At 64.7% G+C, this 18,027-nt stretch carries 14 protein-coding genes; 10 read left to right on the forward strand and 4 right to left on the reverse strand.

Translation table 11 applies throughout. The features are described from left to right. The coding region (locus B8446_RS10530) for an oxygenase MpaB family protein (RefSeq protein WP_048849399.1) at positions 1-582 on the forward strand (582 nt) is incomplete at its 5' end. Here B8446_RS10530 and B8446_RS10535 read toward each other — a convergent pair. Further along, positions 527-787: a DUF2256 domain-containing protein gene (locus B8446_RS10535; RefSeq protein WP_306301108.1), complete on the reverse strand. Its 261-nt coding sequence runs from the start codon at positions 785-787 to the stop codon at positions 527-529. The genes B8446_RS10530 and B8446_RS10535 overlap by 56 nt on opposite strands. Positions 788-850: 63 nt before the next feature. Further along, entirely contained in the window at positions 851-1,228 is a 378-nt protein-coding gene (locus tag B8446_RS10540; protein WP_048849401.1) for a hypothetical protein, read from the reverse strand. A gap of 343 nt (positions 1,229-1,571) precedes the next feature. Between B8446_RS10540 and B8446_RS10545 the strand changes: the two genes are divergently transcribed. The 3 genes from B8446_RS10545 (at position 1,572) to B8446_RS10555 (ending at position 5,038) form a co-directional block, all read left to right on the forward strand. Further along, entirely contained in the window at positions 1,572-2,603 is a 1,032-nt protein-coding gene (locus B8446_RS10545; RefSeq protein ID WP_048849402.1) for an MYG1 family protein, read from the forward strand. Positions 2,604-2,726: 123 nt separating this feature from the next. Continuing rightward, a complete protein-coding gene (locus B8446_RS10550; protein ID WP_048849403.1) occupies positions 2,727-4,175 on the forward strand; it encodes a YcjX family protein in 1,449 nt (482 codons plus the stop codon). Next, positions 4,172-5,038: a DUF697 domain-containing protein gene (locus B8446_RS10555; protein ID WP_048849405.1), complete on the forward strand. Its 867-nt coding sequence runs from the start codon at positions 4,172-4,174 to the stop codon at positions 5,036-5,038. The genes B8446_RS10550 and B8446_RS10555 overlap by 4 nt, the downstream gene beginning before the upstream one ends. A 285-nt stretch (positions 5,039-5,323) precedes the next feature. Here the strand turns inward: B8446_RS10555 and B8446_RS10560 are convergent, their stop codons facing one another. Beyond that, positions 5,324-6,781: a mannose-1-phosphate guanylyltransferase/mannose-6-phosphate isomerase gene (locus tag B8446_RS10560; RefSeq protein ID WP_048849406.1), complete on the reverse strand. Its 1,458-nt coding sequence runs from the start codon at positions 6,779-6,781 to the stop codon at positions 5,324-5,326. A gap of 402 nt (positions 6,782-7,183) precedes the next feature. Between B8446_RS10560 and B8446_RS10565 the strand changes: the two genes are divergently transcribed. Next, positions 7,184-8,650 (forward strand): phosphomannomutase, encoded by a 1,467-nt coding sequence (locus tag B8446_RS10565; protein WP_199484101.1) that lies wholly within the window; start codon positions 7,184-7,186, stop codon positions 8,648-8,650. Positions 8,651-8,877: 227 nt separating this feature from the next. Here the strand turns inward: B8446_RS10565 and B8446_RS10570 are convergent, their stop codons facing one another. After that, on the reverse strand, positions 8,878-10,377 hold the full coding sequence (locus B8446_RS10570; RefSeq protein ID WP_148505949.1) for an LTA synthase family protein: 1,500 nt from the start codon (positions 10,375-10,377) through the stop codon (positions 8,878-8,880). Between the two features lie 260 nt (positions 10,378-10,637). Here B8446_RS10570 and B8446_RS10575 point away from each other — a divergent pair, with 260 nt between their 5' ends. The 5 genes from B8446_RS10575 to B8446_RS10595 all read left to right on the forward strand — a co-directional run bounded on the left by B8446_RS10575 (position 10,638) and on the right by B8446_RS10595 (position 17,986). Further along, positions 10,638-12,413, forward strand: coding sequence for a capsular polysaccharide export protein, LipB/KpsS family (locus tag B8446_RS10575; RefSeq protein ID WP_048849528.1), 1,776 nt, complete (start codon positions 10,638-10,640; stop codon positions 12,411-12,413). Then, entirely contained in the window at positions 12,410-13,807 is a 1,398-nt protein-coding gene (locus B8446_RS10580) for a capsule biosynthesis protein (RefSeq protein ID WP_199484100.1), read from the forward strand. Before B8446_RS10575 ends, B8446_RS10580 begins: the two co-directional genes overlap by 4 nt. After that, positions 13,804-15,087 carry a glycosyltransferase family 4 protein gene (locus tag B8446_RS10585; protein WP_048849409.1) on the forward strand — a complete coding sequence of 428 codons (1,284 nt, stop codon included), beginning with the start codon at positions 13,804-13,806 and terminating at the stop codon, positions 15,085-15,087. The genes B8446_RS10580 and B8446_RS10585 overlap by 4 nt, the downstream gene beginning before the upstream one ends. Before the next feature lie 198 nt (positions 15,088-15,285). After that, a complete protein-coding gene (locus B8446_RS10590; RefSeq protein WP_158507572.1) occupies positions 15,286-17,460 on the forward strand; it encodes a tetratricopeptide repeat protein in 2,175 nt (724 codons plus the stop codon). Between the two features lie 136 nt (positions 17,461-17,596). Beyond that, the gene (locus B8446_RS10595) at positions 17,597-17,986 is read left to right on the forward strand and encodes a tetratricopeptide repeat protein (RefSeq protein ID WP_048849414.1); all 390 of its coding nucleotides are present in this window, start codon (positions 17,597-17,599) and stop codon (positions 17,984-17,986) included. The last annotated feature ends 41 nt before the right edge of the window (positions 17,987-18,027 follow it).

Here is an 18,027-nt window from a genome sequence, read left to right on the forward strand (position 1 = left end):
GGCAATGGGCTCACACAGGTCAGAAGCTATAGCCGTTGGTATTATGGTCATCGGCATGATGCCCTGGAAGCCATAGGGCGCGTGCGGAAAATTCATACGCGGATCATTGGAACCCTACCGGACGGCACGCCCTACCGCGCTGATGATCCAGCTCTGCTGGCCTGGGTTCATCTTACAGAGACCATAAGCTTTCTTGACGCCTGGTGCCGCTTTGCAGAGCCACGCATGTCGCAGATCGATCGCGATGCATATGTTCATGACATGGCACGAATTGGCCGACTGCTGGGCGCGGACCCGGTGCCCGATACAGAATTCGAGGCCCGCCGACAGATGCAACGCAGTCGTGTCATGCTGACTTGCGATATGCGCACCGACACGGTCCGCGATCTGTTGCTCGACCAGCCGCTGTCACTTCCCGGCGGCAGGGCGACGCAGCGCCTCCTGATGCAGGCCGCGATTGACCTTCTGCCATTCTGGGCCCGCCGCCTGCACGGCATCCCGTCATCCGGTCCCGGCATGCCGGCAGTCAGCGCGGCGACCTTGGGAATGGCCAGGACGATCCGCTGGGCGTTTCGTAATTAGATTTGCCCGCTGAATGGGACCGGTCGGTACCGGACTGCCGACGACAACCATCCGAACAATATCGAACGTTTTCCCAGTCCCGTGCCCATTTTTTCCGCCATGAAAATGGACGGTGGCAAACAGGGCAGATCTTCTGTGGCAGATCCTGCTTCCTGGGCCGCCTGGGAACAGCGCCGCTACCGCGTGCCATGAGGCAGAAACACATGCTTGGACGGGTGCGGCACCCAAAGCACACGCGTCATCCCGCCCGGACCACCCGTAAGCATGCTCAGAACAGGATAAGCGTCGAGAGCGTCCCGAGCCCAAGTGCGCTCCAAAGGCCGAGCAGAATGATCCGTCGCACGATCCTGCGGCGGATCAGCAACTGCATGAACGGGAGAACGACGGGTGTATCGTCTCCCTTCGCAGCGGGACGGCATGTCGCGGGGTCAAGCCCGACTTCCACGAGGAGGGCTGCCTTGAATGCATCCAGATCCTCGATCCGGTATAACGTGTCGTGGCCCGTGACGATCCGGTTGGGACCGCACCGCAACAGTCGCAGCCGGTTCAGCGAACCCGGTGCAATTCCAATATGCGCGGACGCCTCGCGGGGCGTCACGACCCGTCGATCGGGAAATGCGACAAGGGTCGAAGTTACCGGGGCCACGGACACGATATCCTCTCAAGGTCATGCGCAGCGGGCACGGCGCAGTCCGGACTGCAGGCTGATCTCATGACAACCCGGGACAGGCTTCGGAGTTCACCGAAGCTTTTCATCGTCATGACCTTGCGCGCCTGAAGCTTCGACCGCAGGCAACGCAGACGCTCATCAGGCAGAATATCGTCGGCATCGGCGCATGGCGCCTTTGCGTTTCACGAACCGCCGACAGCATCCGAGCCGTGTGGAAGGCGCCGCGCATCCACCTTCCTTGTTGTCTGGCTGCACCCGCTAGGGCATGACGAGGCACGTTTTCGAACTTTCCGCACGTCTTCCCAGCAGGTCTCTCCTCATGTCCCAGCACACGCCCATCGGGCTCGACAATTCCACAGCCAACGTCACGGCACTGACGCATTCGGGCAATTTTCACGTCGACGAGACGCTGGGCTATGTCATCCTTCATTACGCGCTGGCACCCGACGGCGATCTGATCCATCGCGTCCTTGGCGACGCGGCTCCCGATCGACTGACGTTCATCCGCACGCGATCACCGGAGACGATCAAGACGGCCGACATCGTCTTTGACGTGGGCGGTGTCTTCGACCCGACCCACGGACGCTATGACCACCATATGCGCGACAAGCCCCTGCGTGCCGACGGCACGCCATACAGCGCGGCGGGCCTTCTGTGGGAAGATTACGGCAAGGCCGCGATCCGCAATATCCTGGCCGCTCCCGCCGACGACACCGTGATTGCCTCGATCTGGAAGACAATCGACAAGTCGCTGATCCTGCCTGTCGATCAGGACGACAACGGCGTCGCGAAGATGGGCAAGCTGTCGCTGGCGGACATCGTCTCGGCCTGCAGCCCGCCCTGGGATACGGCAGAACTTTATGGCCCTGAAGAAGCCAGGCTGCGCGAGGGAAGAGGGTTCGCCAACGCAGCAGCGGCCGTCGCCTCCCACCTGGTGAACATGATCGACCGTGCCCGCGCCAGCCTGAAGGCGGCGGACCGGGTCATGGCCGCCTATGAGCAGGCGGAAGACAAGCGCATTCTCGTAATGGACACGGGAATGCCCACCGAGAAAATGATCTTCGAGCATGATCTGCCGGTGGTCTACGTCGTCTCCCCTGCCGGTCCCGATCAGTGGAACGTCAAGGCCATCCCGCCGACGCGTGGTGAATTCGGCCAACGCGTTTCGCTTCCCGCAGCCTGGGGCGGTCTCGAGCGCCAGGCATTGGCGACGGTCTCCGGCGTGCAGGATGCTGTGTTCGCTCACCCCGCCCGCTTCATCTGCGGCGCGCAGAGCCGCGAAGGCGCAGTCCGCATGGCCCGCCTCGCCCTCGAGATCGACAGCGAGATGAAGCGTTCGAACGCTCAGTAGCGGCTCGCCTCAACCTGCCATTCCGGCCGGTCCGGGAACGCATCGGCACGTCATGCGTCGCATCAGCGAACGTCGCGCCCTCTCCCGGGCGCATCCGATACGGACGGCGCAGCCGGCAGGAGCATGACAACGGTGAGCGGGCAGGCCAATCCGAACGAGGATCACGCAATTCCGCAGGCCTCCGATCATGCCGAGCCTGCCGCCGGGATCTCCCGATGGTTCGGCGTCGAAACCTGGTCGGAATTTGCCCGCAACCCGCTCGATTACTGGCGTCCGCGCACCGTGCGCATCGGCGTGACCGGCCTTGCGCGTGCGGGCAAGACGGTCCTTCTGACTGCACTGGCCGCAACATTGCTGGCGCCAGGCGCGCTCGGCGGTCGCCTGCGCCGCGTGCGGTTGGCCGATCTGGGCGCCAACCCGCTGCCACGCTTTCCGTTCGCCGCCAATCTGGCGGCGCTGGCGGCGGATCCGCCCCGCTGGCCCGATCGCACCGACGCAACGGCCCTTCTGGCCCTGGATCTCGAACTGGGACGGCCGGGCCTTCCGGGACGGTCCGTGCGCCTCGAGTTTCTCGACTATCCGGGCGAGTGGCTGCTCGACCTCCCCATGCTGGTGCAGGATTTCCGCACGTGGTCACGCGCGACCCTGACGCGGATGCGCACCCTGCCCTCCACGGAAGCATCCCGCGCATTTCTGGCGTTCGCCCAGGCCCTGCCTGCGTCGACCGGCGCATCGGACGCGCTGGCGCAGAGCGGTCATGACCTCTACGTGCGGGCATTGAACAGTCTGCGCGCGGAGCACGGCCTTTCCTGGCTTCAGCCGGGACGTTTCATGATGCCGGGTCCAGGTGCAGCGCCGGCCTGGATGGCCTTCTTCCCGCTCGACAATGCATCCTCCCTCGCAGGCTTGCTCGGCGAACGATACGACGCCTACCGCCAGTCGGTCCGCGATGGTCTGGTGGCGCCCTTGTTCGGTCAGATCGACCGCCTGGTGGTTCTGGCCGATCTGCTCGGCGCCCTGCATACGGGACCGGCAGCCTTCGAGGACGCACGCGCAGCCCTGGCGGCGGCGTCCGAATCGCTGCGCTGGCAGGGCTCGTGGGTGCAGGCCATTGGTGCACTAGCGCAGGGACGACTGCCCCCGCGGACCATCCGTCGTGTCGCCTATGTCGCCAGCAAGGCCGATCACGTGTCTGAACGACAGCGCGGCAATCTGCGGGCGCTGATGGATGCGCTGACGAACGGCGGCGCGAGCCCACGCTCCATCGGCGAAGGAAGTGCCCAGCGCGCGGCGTTCGCTGTCGCCAGCGCACGCTGCACGGAAGATTTCGTCTGGTCGCTCGATGGTCATCCGGTGTCGGCCGTGCGCGGCCGCCTGCTGGGCGATCATCGCATGACCCGCTCCTATCCCGGCGAGGTGCCGGACGCGCCGCCGGACGCGGCATTCTGGACCCACCCGTTCCTGTCTCTGCCAGTGTTCGAGCCGGCGAGACTGCAGGATGGCGGGCGGCATGGCATTCCCAATATCGGGCTGGACGCACTGCTCGGCTTCCTTCTGGAGGACCTCCTGTGAGCGATGACGCGCGTCTCGTCCAACCCCGCATCGAGACTGAAACCACAGCGGCACCGCGTCTCGATCTGCCGGTAACGCCGCTGCCGGATCGGCTCACGAAACCATCCGGACCCGGGACACCTGTTCTGGTCCTGTCCGGATTTGCGGTGCTGGCGCTGGGTCTGGCCGGACTGGAGACCGGCAATTTCGTCGCAGCCGAATTTGCCCGTGCCACGTGGCTGGGCTGGCTGACCCTCGTGATCGCGGTTCTCGGATTCGGTCTGATCCTGGCCGGAATCATCCGGGAACTGCGCGGGCTTGCCGCCCTGCGTGCCGTGGACGCCATGCGGCGCGATCTGGCCTCGGACGATCCGCACCGTCGTATTCATGCGGCCCGTCACTGGCTCGCCGGAATCGAGGGTGGTGACGCGCTGCGCCCTGCCTTGGATGCCCTGAACGATCCGGACGCCGTGCTGTCCCTTCTGCGATCAAGTGCCGAAGCCCGGCTGCGCACCCAATCTGATGCCTTGAGCAGGAAGGCTGCGATGCAGGTCGTGGCAGGCATGGCCGCGACACCCGCGCCCGCACTGGTCGTACTGCTGGTTTCGTGGCGAGCGGTGCGGCTGATCCGCCAGATCGCAACACTCTACGGCGTGCGGCCGGGCCTCCTGGCAACGCTCGGGCTTCTGCGCCGAACCGCACTGTCGGCCACGGCAACTGCCGTCACCGAGGCCGCCATCAACACCGCGGCCCACGCTGTCCTGAGCAGCCCGCTACTGACGCATATCGCCGGCGAAATGGCCGGAGGCGCCGTAGCCGCGCGCCGCATGGTCGTGCTGGGCCGCGCCACAAGCGTCGCCTGCTCACCCCTGCCGCCGGAGTGAAGAGATATCGCCAGCAACGAGCCCACTGAGCGACACTCATGAAGCAGGACGACCTAAAGGCCGAGTCTGTGTCCATCGGATGCGCACTGTCGTGCTGGAGCCGATTGAAACAGATCAAGGCTGGCTACGCGCGCACGGGCTGGCAATCATCGCAGGCATGAACACTGCTACCGTCACGTCAACCTGGGCCAGCCCCGGCTGAACGCCAGTCGATGCGCCCAAGGCGTAGCCCGGTCAGAGACCGGCATCGCAATGTCAGGCCACGCCGACTGACCGTCCGATCCTTCAGCTCCGATTATAGGTGTCTTCGAAGCGAACGATGTCGTCCTCGCCGAGATACGCGCCGGACTGAACCTCGATCAGGGTCAGGGGGATCCGGCCCGGATTCTCCATGCGATGCGTGCACCCTTGCGGCAGGTAGACGCTCTCATTCTCTCTCAGCATGATCGTCTCGTGATCGCGCACGACGGTCGCGACCCCTTCGACCACCACCCAGTGCTCCGCCCGGTGGTAATGCTTCTGCAAGGACAGCTTCTGGCCGGGCTCGACCACGATCCGCTTGACCTGAAACCTGTCTCCCGAAATCAGGCTTTCGTAGAAGCCCCATGGCCGGTAGCAGCGGTTATGCGCGCGCGCCTCATGCCGGCCGGCTGCCGTCAGACGTTCGACAACACGCTTGACGTCCTGTGCGCGATCGCGATGCGTGACCAGAACGGCATCCTCGGTCACGACCACCACGGCATCCGACAGGCCGGTCACGGCCGCGACCATGCCTTCGGAACGCACGTAACAGTCACGCGCGTCCTCTAGGAAAACGTCACCCAGGGCGACATTGCCATCCTGATCCTTGGGACTGATGTCCCATAGGGCATCCCAGCTTCCGACATCCGACCAGCCGAGATCGGCAGGGATGACCGCAGCGTGGGCCGTACGCTCGGCGACGGCATAGTCGATCGAGATGTTCGGCGCCTTTGCGAAGGCAGCGGGGTCGAGGCGCTCGAACACGAGGTCGCGAACGCGATGCGCGACAGCCTCCGTGCATGCCGCCACGACGTCGGGGGCATGCGCCCGCATCTCGTCCAGCAGCGTCCGCGCGCTGAACACGAACATGCCGGAATTCCAGAAATAACGCGTGCTTGCCACGAGCTGCCGCGCCTGCTCCAGGTCCGGCTTCTCGCGGAATGCCGCAACTCGATACACGCCATCAAGCCCTGTCATGGCGTCACCGAGCTCGATATAGCCGTACCCGGTCTCGGGCCGCGTCGGCTGCATGCCGAACGTCACGACATTTCCCTGCCCCGCCGCGCTCACAGCCTTCACCAGCGCCGACTGCAACGCTTCCGGACGCGTGATCGCGGCATCGGCCGCCATCATCCACAGGATCGCATCAGGTGTGTCTTCGGCAACGATCATCGCGGCCGTCGTGATGGCGGGCGCCGAATTGCGTCCGACCGGCTCCAGGACGATGCGCGCGTTCTCGATCCCGATCTCGCGCAGTTGCTCGGCAATCAGGAAGCGGTGCTCGGCGTTGCAGACCACGATCGGCGGAGCAAATTCGGGCCCGGCCGCGCGCAGGGCAGTTTCCTGAAGCATGGTACGCTCGCCGACCAGCGGCCAGAGCTGCTTCGGAAAGCTCGCCCGGGACACGGGCCACAGTCGGCTTCCTGAGCCGCCGGACAGAATGACCGGTACGATCCGTGGACGCGCAGGCGCCGCAGATGCGTCGAGGCGGGTTTCGGACATAGGCACTCCCGTATCGGCAACCACGCAATCTGGCTGCATGCGCCCCGATATGCCCTGTGCATGCCTCTTGCGCCAGCCCCCCGGGAGGACCCCGAAGGTACGTTGCCGCGCGCCATGAGCAGAAATTCCGCTTCGCTCTGCTGCCTGTGCGATCCGTCCGCGCGCATGGCCGAAACCGTTTGTGACAGGCAAGCGCCGGCTTCGCCAACCTGGACAATTTCCAACGCGCAATACGCTTCACATGCTTTTCCCGTCACGAGACTAAACAGACGGTTTTTTACGGCCGTGCCGGATGTCGGTTGGAAGGATGTTGCGATATGGCTTCCTGCAAACGAAGACCTGGCGAACGGGATCACGACCGCCACGTGAAAGAAGGGAAGTCTGATGCGCATTGACCAGTGGATGGAACGCTCCGGCGTCGCCTTCGGCACAAGCGGCGCGCGTGGTCTGGTCGCTGCGATGACGGACGAGGTCTGCTTCGCCTACACGACCGGGTTCCTGTCGTATCTGGAATCGTGCGGCGATACCGCCCCGGGTGCATCCGTGGCCCTGGCCGGGGACCTGCGCCCCAGCACCCCTCGCATCCTGCGTGCCTGTGTCGCCGCGATCCGGCACCGAGGCTATGTGCCGGTGTTCTGCGGCTATGTACCGACGCCCGCGCTTTGCGTGCATGCATTCGCAGCCGGCATGCCGTCCCTCATGGTGACCGGCAGCCACATCCCCGCCGATCGTAACGGCATCAAGTTCAACCGGCCGCAGGGCGAGTTCCTGAAGACGGATGAAGCCGGCATGCGCGCACAGGATGTCGAGGTGCCGGCCGACCTGTTCGACGAGAACGGAGCCTTGCAATCGCCTGCGGACCTGCCCGATCCGGTCGATGTCACGACGGGGTTCATCCGGCGCTATCAGGATTTCTTCGGAACGGACGCGCTCAAGGGCCTGCGCCTTGGCATCTACCAGCACTCGGCCGTGGGGCGGGACGTTCTGGTCGATCTGGTTCAGGCGCTGGGCGCCACGGCAACGCCGTTCGGCCGATCGACGGATTTCGTCCCGGTCGATACCGAGGCCGTCCGACCTGACGATATTGCCCTCGCCCGGGAGCGTGCCGCACAGGGTGATCTGGATGCAATCCTGACGACAGATGGCGATTCGGATCGTCCGCTGCTGGCCGATCGAAAAGGCCACTGGCTTCGCGGGGACGTCCTCGGGATTCTGGCAGCCCGCTTCCTGCAGGCGCAGAGTGTCGCAACGCCGGTCAGCAGCAATACCGCGCTCGAAAAGGCGGGATTTGCTGCGGATATCCGGCGCACGAAAATTGGATCGCCGTTCGTCGTGGCCGCCATGGCGGATGCCGTGCAGAAGGGTGCGCAACCTGTTGTCGGCTACGAGGCAAACGGCGGCTTCCTGCTTGCAACCAAGGTAGAGAATGCAGGGCGTCATCTCTCGGCCCTGCCGACACGCGATTCCGTCCTACCGATGATCGCGGCGCTGGTTGCAGCGCGCGCCTTTGGAAATGACCTCGCAGCACTGACCGCGACGCTGCCGGAACGCTTTACCGGAAGCGACCGGATCGTCGGCATGCCGACAGCGCAAAGCGCGGCCCTGCTGGATCGCATGCGTCAGGACCCCGGGACGGCAGCCTCGTCTCTCGGATTGATATCGGAATGCGGCGCTGTGACCGGCGTGGACGAAACAGATGGCCTGAGGATGTCGTTCGCATCGGATGACATCGTGCATTTCCGCCCCTCCGGAAACGCACCGGAAATGCGCATCTACGTCGAGACCGACACATCTGAGCGGACCGACGCACTTCTCGCTCTTGCCCGTGCGGCCCTCATCCGGGAAAGCGGCATGCATACGCACGCGTGACGCTTAGCCGGCATACCGGGTCCGTCCAGTCCGGTATGCCGCCGATGGCGGCCGGTGGCGGCCTTACGGTCGCGCGCCCTGGGTGACCAATCAAGGAACGGACGTCCCTCACCCCGTGCAGCAGCAGTCTCGTGGCGACATATCCCCGACGATATTTCGGAATGTGCGGTATCCGCCCCTGTCTCCGCGCAGGGCCGGACACATAGCAAAGCCGTCCTATGGCGAACTCATCGCACGCTCTTGTCCACAGCGTCGAAAATTGCGTGATGCAGCGCTGCAGGGGTCAGATCGTGCTCACCTATAGGTGAGACCTCTTCCGCGCCGCCAAACCCGCGCAGGACGAATGGCGTGCTTTTGGGACCATCGGGCGTCACCACACCCGGAATAGACGGCCGGTGATCTCCGTAGAACGCAAGGATTGCCGGACGCCCGCAGGCAGCGAGCGCATCGGAGACCATGCCCAGCAATTCGTCGCCATGGACCAGATGCTCGAGATAACCCTCGAGCCCGTCCTTCCATGGACCATGGTTCTCGATACTGACGGCAAAGACGAACGTCGCACGATCTTCACGCGCTGCCTGGTCGATCATCGCGACGAGCTGCATTCCCAGCGCTCGATCACCGATATGGGGACCGCAGGCGTCGGCGCTGCCGAATGCTTCCGCCCCGATCAGGTCGGTAAATCCGATCGCGGGCATCAGGCGGTCGCGTCCATAGAACCGCAGATCGTGCGGATGAACGAAGACGCGCGTTCCGTATCGGGGCGCAAGCCGGGCCGGCAGTGCGAGCCCGCCCTGTCGAAGCGCACTCAGATAAGGGTCGAATCGGCTGAAGCCGAGCTCTACCTCTTCCTGCCCGAACAGAACGCCGTACTCCGTGCGCATCGTGTAGGCGCCGAAGCCCGAGACATGGAGCTGCCCTGCATGCCCGGCACTCTTTGCCCGCTCGAGATTTTGCAGTTCGGGCGTCGAATGCCCGGACAGGTTCAGATCGCGTGGATCGGCAAACGACTCGCACTGAATGACGATCACGATCGGCGGATTTCTGGCTGCGTTTCCCTGAGACGCAGGTGCGGACAGTGTCCGGCAGACCGGCAAAGGACGCGCACTGTCGTCGCGCCAGCGCAGCCAGCCCAGCGCAAGCGTTGCAAACAGACCATAGCGCCTGATCCCGGCGTCACAGTCCGCTTCGGGCAACAACCTGCGCGCCAGATCCATCTGCCCGAATAGCCGCAATCCGCCCCAGGCCGCCAGGGCCAGAGCAATTCCGCCGAGACGCACCAGCAGCCGACCGGAGGCTTGGCCGCTCCATTGCGCCATCACATCGGACAGGAAGAGCGCCACGATGACAGCCGCGGTAAGGGCGATACCCGTCAGCAGGATAATGCGCGCAGGCAGCGCGACCGCGCTGACATAGAAGCGCGGATGACGAAAGCAGGCCTCGATAATGGCGGCGTCGCTGAAGATCAGCGATTCGCCCAGTATGCCGCGCTTGAGATTGGACCCCAGAACCAGCAGGCCCATCGTCGTGCCTGTCAGGATCGCCCCCGGCACCAGACGCCCGGTCAACGCCAGGGCTGCGCCAAGAACCAGAAGCATCGGCAGGATGCGGATGCAGACGTCAGCAAGCGATCGTGGAAACCAGCGTCCCCCCTCACTCGGACGGGCTGCCGCGTCGACGCACCACACGGCACCGAACAGGCCGACAAGCACGATGATCAGATGCATCAGGCCAGACCCCGGCCGTCGCGCTCGATCTCTTGGCCGGTCATGTCCGCCGGTGTTGCTCTGTTGGTCATGCGTGCAGCAGTCTCCGGCCTGTCAGGCCCCACCGGGCCTTAAGCGTGACGACTCACGCCGTGACCGGGTCTGTTGACAGTCGGACGCCCGGCTGACAAGCGTGGTTGGAAATCGCATCTGCAATCAACACGGTAACCGCCATTCTTCATGATGCGGTTCAGGACCCGTGCAGACAGGACCATCCACGGTTGAGCTTCAGCCCGCCATCGCCAGCCAACCGCGCGCCGCTTCTCCTGCAGACGCCCCCGTTCCATGCCAGCGTCCCGCTGCTCGGGCAGGTGCAGTGCTCCTGGGGTGACCTGACGCCCTCGTACGATGCGCCAGCCGACAACGATGCCGTGAGGTCACTTCTTGCGACAAGAACAGGCGGCACGTTCTGGGCACCTTTGCCGCCCCCGGACGCACGACGCGCCATCGTGGTCTGTGCATCCGGCGATCCGGCCCGCGCCACGGCGCTCTGGACGGCCGCCCGGAACGCGCACGAGGTCGAGCGCATCGTCTTCTCGCTGCCGGAACCTGACATCCGGTTCCAGCCCCTGACGCAATGCATACGGGCGGTCGGGGGCGCCGTCGTCGCCAGCTCCGTCAACCCCTGGGCCTTGTTCGACAATGCAGCCGATATCATCTGCGATGCCGACGAGATCGGTACGCTGGCGGCACTTGGCACACTGCGTGACCTGCCCGTCTGGCGCAATGCGGCAGGCTCGCTCGACCTTATACGTGACTCCACGGCCGCCGGCCGCGCCATCACGCTGCTCGACCACGCCACCCGATATCGCTGTCCATTTCATGGCACGCCGATCACGGCACAGGACGCGATTGCCTTGCTCGACGAGTGGCAGCAGATCATCATGCGCAACCGGTCAACGGCCGTCTGCGTGGGCATGTCACTCTGGAAGCGGCGACGTATCGCGGATCTGTTCGCCACGGCGAATCCGAGACGCCCTTTTCCCGTGTTCCGGCGCGGTACGGCAGGCGCCGTCTCGGCGGCTCGCGGCCGGGGCGGGATCGCCGTCTGGTCAACACGCATGCCCCCCGGTCTGGACCGACGTGCCGAAGCGGCTACCGTGCCCGTGGCCCGTGTCGAAGACGGGTTCATTCGCTCTGCGGGTCTGGGAAGCGGTCTGCTGCCGCCCGCCTCCATCATTGTCGATACACGTGGCGTCTATTATGACCCCGCGCGCCCGAGTGATCTTGAGCATCTGCTGGCAACCCATCCGCTGGGACCGGATCTGCAGGTTCGCGCGGAAAAACTGATCGCCTGCATCGTTGCAGGCGGCGTCTCCAAATATGCGCATGGCGGTGCAGCGCCCGATCTCGGCGCGCCGCCGGGCCGGCGTGTCGTCCTCGTGCCGGGACAGGTCGCCGATGATCTCTCCGTCAGGCTCGGCGGTGCCGGCATCGCTGGCAATCTCGAGCTCCTGCGCCGTGTCCGGGCCGCCTGTCCGGACGCATTCATCGTCTATCGTCCCCATCCGGACGTGGACGCCGGCCACAGGCTGGGCGCGATCCCGGAAGAACAGGTGCTGACGCTTGCCGACCATGTCTGCCGCGTGGGTGCAATGGCGCCCTTGCTCGATATCGTCGACGAGGTCCACACGCTGACGTCGCTCGCGGGGTTCGAAGCCCTGATGCGGGGCAAGGCGGTAACGACCTATGGCCAGCCATTCTATGCGGGCTGGGGTCTGACGCAGGACCATGCGCCGCTCGCACGCAGGACGCGACGACTGACGATCGCCCAGTTGGCCGCTGCCACATTATTGCTCTACCCGCGTTATATCGATCCGTTGACGCGCCTTCCCTGCGGTCCCGAGGTTCTCATCTCGCGCTTCGGGATGCCGTCGCTCTGGCGTCCCACGCTTCTCATGCGCTTGAGACGTCATCAGGGAGCCTTTAGGAAGGCGGCGAACAAAGGAGCCCAGTCCGTGTTTCGAACCATCGCCGCCATCTGGCGTCGCCCATGATCGAGCGCCCCGGGCATCACGAGGGTACCACGCCCGTACCGGCCTGCAACGCGGACGGCACCCCGAACGTGCAGCGCAACGTCCTGCTGCTGCAGGGCCTCATGGGACCGTTCTTCCGGATGATCGGCCAGGCGCTCCGGCGCGACGGCTATGGCGTCTGGAAAGTGAATTTCAACGGCGGCGACCGCTTCTTCTGGCGGCTGCCCGGCGGCATCGACTTCACCGGCCGTCCCGACGAATGGCCGGAAGCGCTCGTGCGCATCCTCGCCCGCCATGAAATCACCGACGTCGTGCTGTTCGGGGACTGTCGACCGCTGCATAGCGCTGCCATCGCCGTCTGCGCACGCCTGCATATTCCGGTGCATGTCTTCGAAGAGGGCTATTTGCGCCCGGACTGGGTGACGCTCGAACTCGGCGGCGTGAACGGAAACTCCCTGCTGCCGCGCGATCCGGACTACTATCGCACACGCGCCCGCGAATTGCCGCCGCCGCCCGAGCACCGTCCGGTGCCCTCGTCATTCCGCACACGCGCGTTGCAGGGACTGGCCTACAACACCGCCGATCTGCTCTCGCGCTGGCACTACAGACACTGGGACAACTACCGTCCCTGGCATCCGCTGACCGAGGGCATCGGGTGGCTGCGTAAACTTGCGAAACGGCATGAGCGCGCCGAACGCACGAGGGCGACCTTCGCAAACCTGCGCGAATCCGACGCACCGTTCATGCTCTTCCCGCTCCAGCTCGATGCGGATGCGCAGGTGCGGTTGCATTCCTCGTTCAGCGGCATGGCCGAAGCGATCAGGGCCGTCATCTCGTCATTCGCGGCCCATGCCCCGCGTCAGATGCGGCTTGCGATCAAGGAACATCCGCTCGACAATTTCGTCCGCAACTGGCGCAACGAAGTCGCGTTGCAGGCGGCAGCCTACGGCGTCGCCGATCGTGTCGATTACTTCGAGACCGGCGACATTCTCGAGCTGGTCCGTGCAGCCGCGGGCGTCATCACCATCAACAGCACGACCGGCACGCTGGCCCTCGCCGAAGGCAAGCCCGTGATCACGCTGGGCGATGCGGTCTATGACCTTCCGGGTATCACCTTTCAGGGCCCGCTCGCCGAATTCTGGGCGGAGCTTGGCCAGCCGGATGCCGAGATGTTCGAGGCATATCGTCGCGTTCTGATCGATCATTGCCTGATCCCGGGCGGATTTTTCTCGAACGAGGCGATCGAGAAACTGACCGCGAGCGCCATCGCCCGCCTGACGAAGCACAGCCCCCGCGACTTCGCCGCCGCGTCCCGCGCCGAAATGGCGCGTCGTGAATCGCTCCGGCGCGAGTTTGCGCGCAATCCCAAGAAGCTCGCGAGCGTCATTCCGACAGCACGACAGCTCCCCACATGACATCTGCCCATCCGACTTCCCCGCCGCACTATACGCTCGACATTTCCCGGCTTCTGTCCCGCGCGCGTGCCCGCGTGCCAACGGGCATCGATCGGGTCGAGCTCGAATATGCGCTTTATCTGTGCGCCAATGCTCCCGAGCGCACGGAATTCGCGGCCGTTCATCCACTCGGCCGCTTCGCGCCACTTCCCTTCGCGTTGGCCGCAGACTTTGTTTCCACGATCGCAGCTTTGTGGGACAGCGGGGCGAACGACACCGGTGCCGCCGCCCGTCTGGGCATGCGCCTGCTGCACGGGATCGTCCTGCCCAACATGGACCGCAGGCAGCCGCCTGCCCGGCACCATCGCCAGCGGAAGGGCCGCAGCGTCTATCTTCTGCTTTCGCACCATCACCTGACCCGGCCGAACCTCGTCGCCGCCGCGATCCGGCGACGCAATGCCCTGTTCGTTCCGATGGTCCATGACCTGATCCCGCTGGAATACCCCGAATATTCGCGCGAAAAGGAGCCTGACCGGCACCAGCAGCGCATCGATACCGTGGTGCGCTATGCCGATGCGGTCATCACCCCGTCCGACGCCGTGCGCACGTCACTCGTGCCCTATCTGGCCAAGGCGGGCCGGTCCGATGTTCCCGTCTGGCCGATCCCGCACGGCGTCCACCTTCGCGCGCTGGCCGACGATGACAAGACGCCGGCAGCCGATGATACCGGCCGCCCCTATTTCGTCTGTCTCGGGACGGTCGAGGCCCGCAAGAACCATCTGCTGCTGCTGAACATCTGGCGCCGGCTGATCGAGACACATGGCGCGGCCGCGCCGCAGCTCGTCATCGTGGGAAAGCGCGGTTGGGAAAACGAGCAGGTGCTGGACATGATCGAGCGCTCGCCTGCGCTGCATGGCTTCGTCGTCGAACACAACGCGCTGCCCGATACCGAAGTCGTCAGGCTCCTGCGCGGTGCCCGGGCCCTGCTTTTCCCCTCCTTTACCGAAGGGTTCGGGCTGCCGCTGGCAGAGGCGCTCGCACTCGGAACCCCGGTCATCTGCTCGGATATCCCGGTCTTTCGCGAAGTGGGCGGCAGCGCGGCCCATTATCTGGATCCCCTCGATGGCATGGCCTGGCTGCGCACCGTCGAAGGCCTCTCGGATCTCGCCGAACGCGAGGAAGTGCCGCTGACCGCGCTCGATCAGGACCACATTCTCGACTGGGACCAGAGCGTCAGCCGGGCCTTGGCGAAGGTCGAGGATTTTGTGGGGCATGCATCCCGCCACACAAACCGAGGTTAGATCCTCCAGTTGTCAGGGCGCAAAGGCTGCCTGTCCGGCAGTGTGCCGAAGGCCCGATGCAAGGCAGAGTTTCATGTCCCGGTTTCGTAGCGATTTCCACATGAAGGCATATTGATGGCTGGCTGGCGATTTCCACGTTTGTTCGGTCGTCATCGCGTCGCTGCACTGATTTCGGCTTCGATGCCCAAGGACATGCCGTTGAATGACGGCGTTGCGGCGGCCATCGCGGGGGACTGGGCCACACTGACGGGTACGCCCGCCACGGATACGGCCTCGTTATGGGAGAAAGCAGCCGCACCATGCCAGACGTGGCTGACCCGCTTCGTCCAGGATGCCGACGCCTTCCGTGATAGCGGCAACCCTGCCGAGGCGGCGCGGCTCTATCAGGCCGCTACCGCGCTCGCCCCGTGGCGAATCGACCTGAGACTGCAGCTCGGCAACATGCTCAAGGACAGTGGGCGCCTGCCCGCAGCCGAAGCCACCTATCGTGCCATTTTGTCCGAATCGCCGGACGACGCCGAAACTTTTCTCCAGCTCGGCCATGTCTACAAGCTGATGGGCCGCAGGACGAAAGCGATGGCTGCCTATCGCGATGCTCTCCGATGCGACGGCAACTGCAGCGCTGCGCATCAAGAGCTGTTTCTCGCGGGAGAAACCGACGCCCAGCGTGCAACCGCGGCCCATCAGGTGATGGCGCACGGCACCGAACAGGCAGCGCAGATCGCGGGCGCCCTGAACGAAATGCGGGCGTCTCTCGATGCCATGGCGCGCATGCTGCCCGACATATCGGCCTTTACCGCTTTTCCGATCGAAGACTACGCCCTGTTCCGACGCCTGTTCGATCCTCCCGCAGCGCCCGCGCGACCCGACTTCTCGCTCACGGTTGTCATCCCGCAGAATGACGTGCCTCCCGCCATCGCGGCAGTTCAGATCGCGACGCTGGCTGACGCTGCATCGGTCGAGGCGATCATCACGATCGGTGCGTCCGCAGCACTGCGCAACGCGTGGGACACGCCCGAGCGGCTATACGGCATCGTGACCCATATCGCGACGGCCGAAGACCTTCCGGAAACCCTGGAGACGGATGCCGTCCTGCTGCTCGCGCCGCATCGCATTCCTCATCCGACGTTGAGCGGATGGGTAGCCGCCGCTATGGAAATCGGCGACGCCGAGATGGCGTTCTGTGACGAGGAGATCGTACGACCATCCCCGGAAACGCAGCGCCCGTTCGAACCCGTCGCCCTCCTCCCACGCCCCTCGGCAGATCCATTGTGGCTGACCCAATGCGACACTGTCGGCGACACATTGGCGCTGACGCGCGATGCATGGCGCACTTATCGCGGCATGGCGCCGCGAGATGCCGTCATGGCAGGCCTGGCTGACAGACGAACCATCACGCACATTCCCTATCCGCTGACCGCGACACCATCGCACCATAGCCCGTCGGTGATGGCGGGCGCACTGCCGGATCGGCTTCGCCTGCGTCCTTCGGACGCCTGCACGGCGATCCTGTGCACCCGGGACAATGCGCAGGACTGCAGGACCATGGTTGAGAGCCTGTTCCGCACGGCCCGCCATCCAGAGACGCTGACCTGCCTGATCGTCGACAACGGCACCAGTGCTCTTCCACATCTGGCAATCCTTGAGGAACTCGCAGGACTGCCGCGCGTGCGCGTCGTGCGGGACGAACGGCCATTCAACTGGTCGGCTCTCAACAATGACGCGACGCAACTGGTCGAAACGCCGAACATCCTGTTCTGCAACGATGACATGGAAATGCTGACGGACGGATGGGACGTGACCCTGTCAGCATTGCTTCACGACGAGCTGACCGGTGCCGTCGGCGTCAAGCTTCTCTACGCCGATGACACCATGCAGCACGCTGGTGTTTTGCTGGGCTGGAAAGGCTCGGTCATCCATGACGGCCTGTATGAGCCACGTGACAGCTTGGCCCATTTCGGGCGCTGGCAGGTCACGCGCGAAGCTTCTGCGGTGACCGGCGCGTTTCTTGCCATGCGGCGTGCGGTCTTTGCGGCTTCAGGAGGGTTCGATGCGGACCGGATGCCCGTTGCATACAGCGACATCGATCTGTGCCTGCGGCTGCGCGAGCAGGGCCTCAAGGTCATCTGGACCCCTCTGATCGAGGTGCGACACGATGAATCGGTTTCGCGCGGGCTGGACCATCTGAACCCGCTTCGGCATGCTCGGAGCATGACCGAGCGAGCTGCCTTCGAGACAATATGGGGTAAAGAACGCCTGAGCAGCGACCCGACCGTCAATCCCGTCTGGGCAGACGCGACGCTGCCCTGGCGACTGATTCGTCCCGTGCCCGCTGACGTTGCGATGTCCAGCCTGACGCGGAGGCTGCCATGACAATTACGGGCTGGCAGCATGGCCGCGATCCGCGCCTGCATGCGCGTGTCGATTTCGAGGCAGCCGCCTTGCGTGCTCCCACCATGACCTCAGAACCTGCCCTTCGGCGAACGGGCATCACACAGGCCCATTCATCATGATTTTTTCGCTTAGCCGAAGCCCCAAACTGCGTGATCTGCTGCGCGTCGCGGATCAGGCACGTGATCGGAAAGACTGGCCGCAGGCCGCCCTGGGCTATCGCGCAGCGCTGGGCCGGGCCGCGGACCGCGCGGGTCTGTGGGTGCAATACGGCCACGCCCTGAAGGAAAGCGGCTACATTACCGACGCGGAGCTCGCCTATCGCCAGGCCATCGCGCGCGACCCGGCCGATGCCGACAGCTATGTCCAGCTGGGTCATGCCTTGAAGCTGCTCCAGCGCCGTGACGAGGCACGTGAGGCCTACCGACATGCTTTTCAGATTGACCGGTCGTCCGAACAGGCACGGCTGGAACTGACAAATCTCGACGTCGACCCGGCAACTCTTTGACAGCCGCCCTTTAATTCTCTGCTCGAATAAAAAAATCAGGT

It is taken from the genome of Tanticharoenia sakaeratensis NBRC 103193 (genome assembly GCF_000963885.1).
GTDB lineage: Bacteria > Pseudomonadota > Alphaproteobacteria > Acetobacterales > Acetobacteraceae > Tanticharoenia > Tanticharoenia sakaeratensis.

What these genes read in the sequence shown, in the direction of transcription:
- B8446_RS10535 (WP_306301108.1), bottom strand. Translation starts at nt 787, where the DNA reads ATGTGTTTCTGCCTCATGGCACGCGGTAGCGGCGCTGTTCCCAGGCGG.
- B8446_RS10545 (WP_048849402.1), top strand. Translation starts at nt 1,572, where the DNA reads ATGTCCCAGCACACGCCCATCGGGCTCGACAATTCCACAGCCAACGTC.
- B8446_RS10550 (WP_048849403.1), top strand. Translation starts at nt 2,727, where the DNA reads ATGACAACGGTGAGCGGGCAGGCCAATCCGAACGAGGATCACGCAATT.
- B8446_RS10560 (WP_048849406.1), bottom strand. Translation starts at nt 6,781, where the DNA reads ATGTCCGAAACCCGCCTCGACGCATCTGCGGCGCCTGCGCGTCCACGG.
- B8446_RS10565 (WP_199484101.1), top strand. Translation starts at nt 7,184, where the DNA reads ATGGAACGCTCCGGCGTCGCCTTCGGCACAAGCGGCGCGCGTGGTCTG.
- B8446_RS10570 (WP_148505949.1), bottom strand. Translation starts at nt 10,377, where the DNA reads ATGCATCTGATCATCGTGCTTGTCGGCCTGTTCGGTGCCGTGTGGTGC.
- B8446_RS10580 (WP_199484100.1), top strand. Translation starts at nt 12,410, where the DNA reads ATGATCGAGCGCCCCGGGCATCACGAGGGTACCACGCCCGTACCGGCC.
- B8446_RS10585 (WP_048849409.1), top strand. Translation starts at nt 13,804, where the DNA reads ATGACATCTGCCCATCCGACTTCCCCGCCGCACTATACGCTCGACATT.
- B8446_RS10595 (WP_048849414.1), top strand. Translation starts at nt 17,597, where the DNA reads ATGATTTTTTCGCTTAGCCGAAGCCCCAAACTGCGTGATCTGCTGCGC.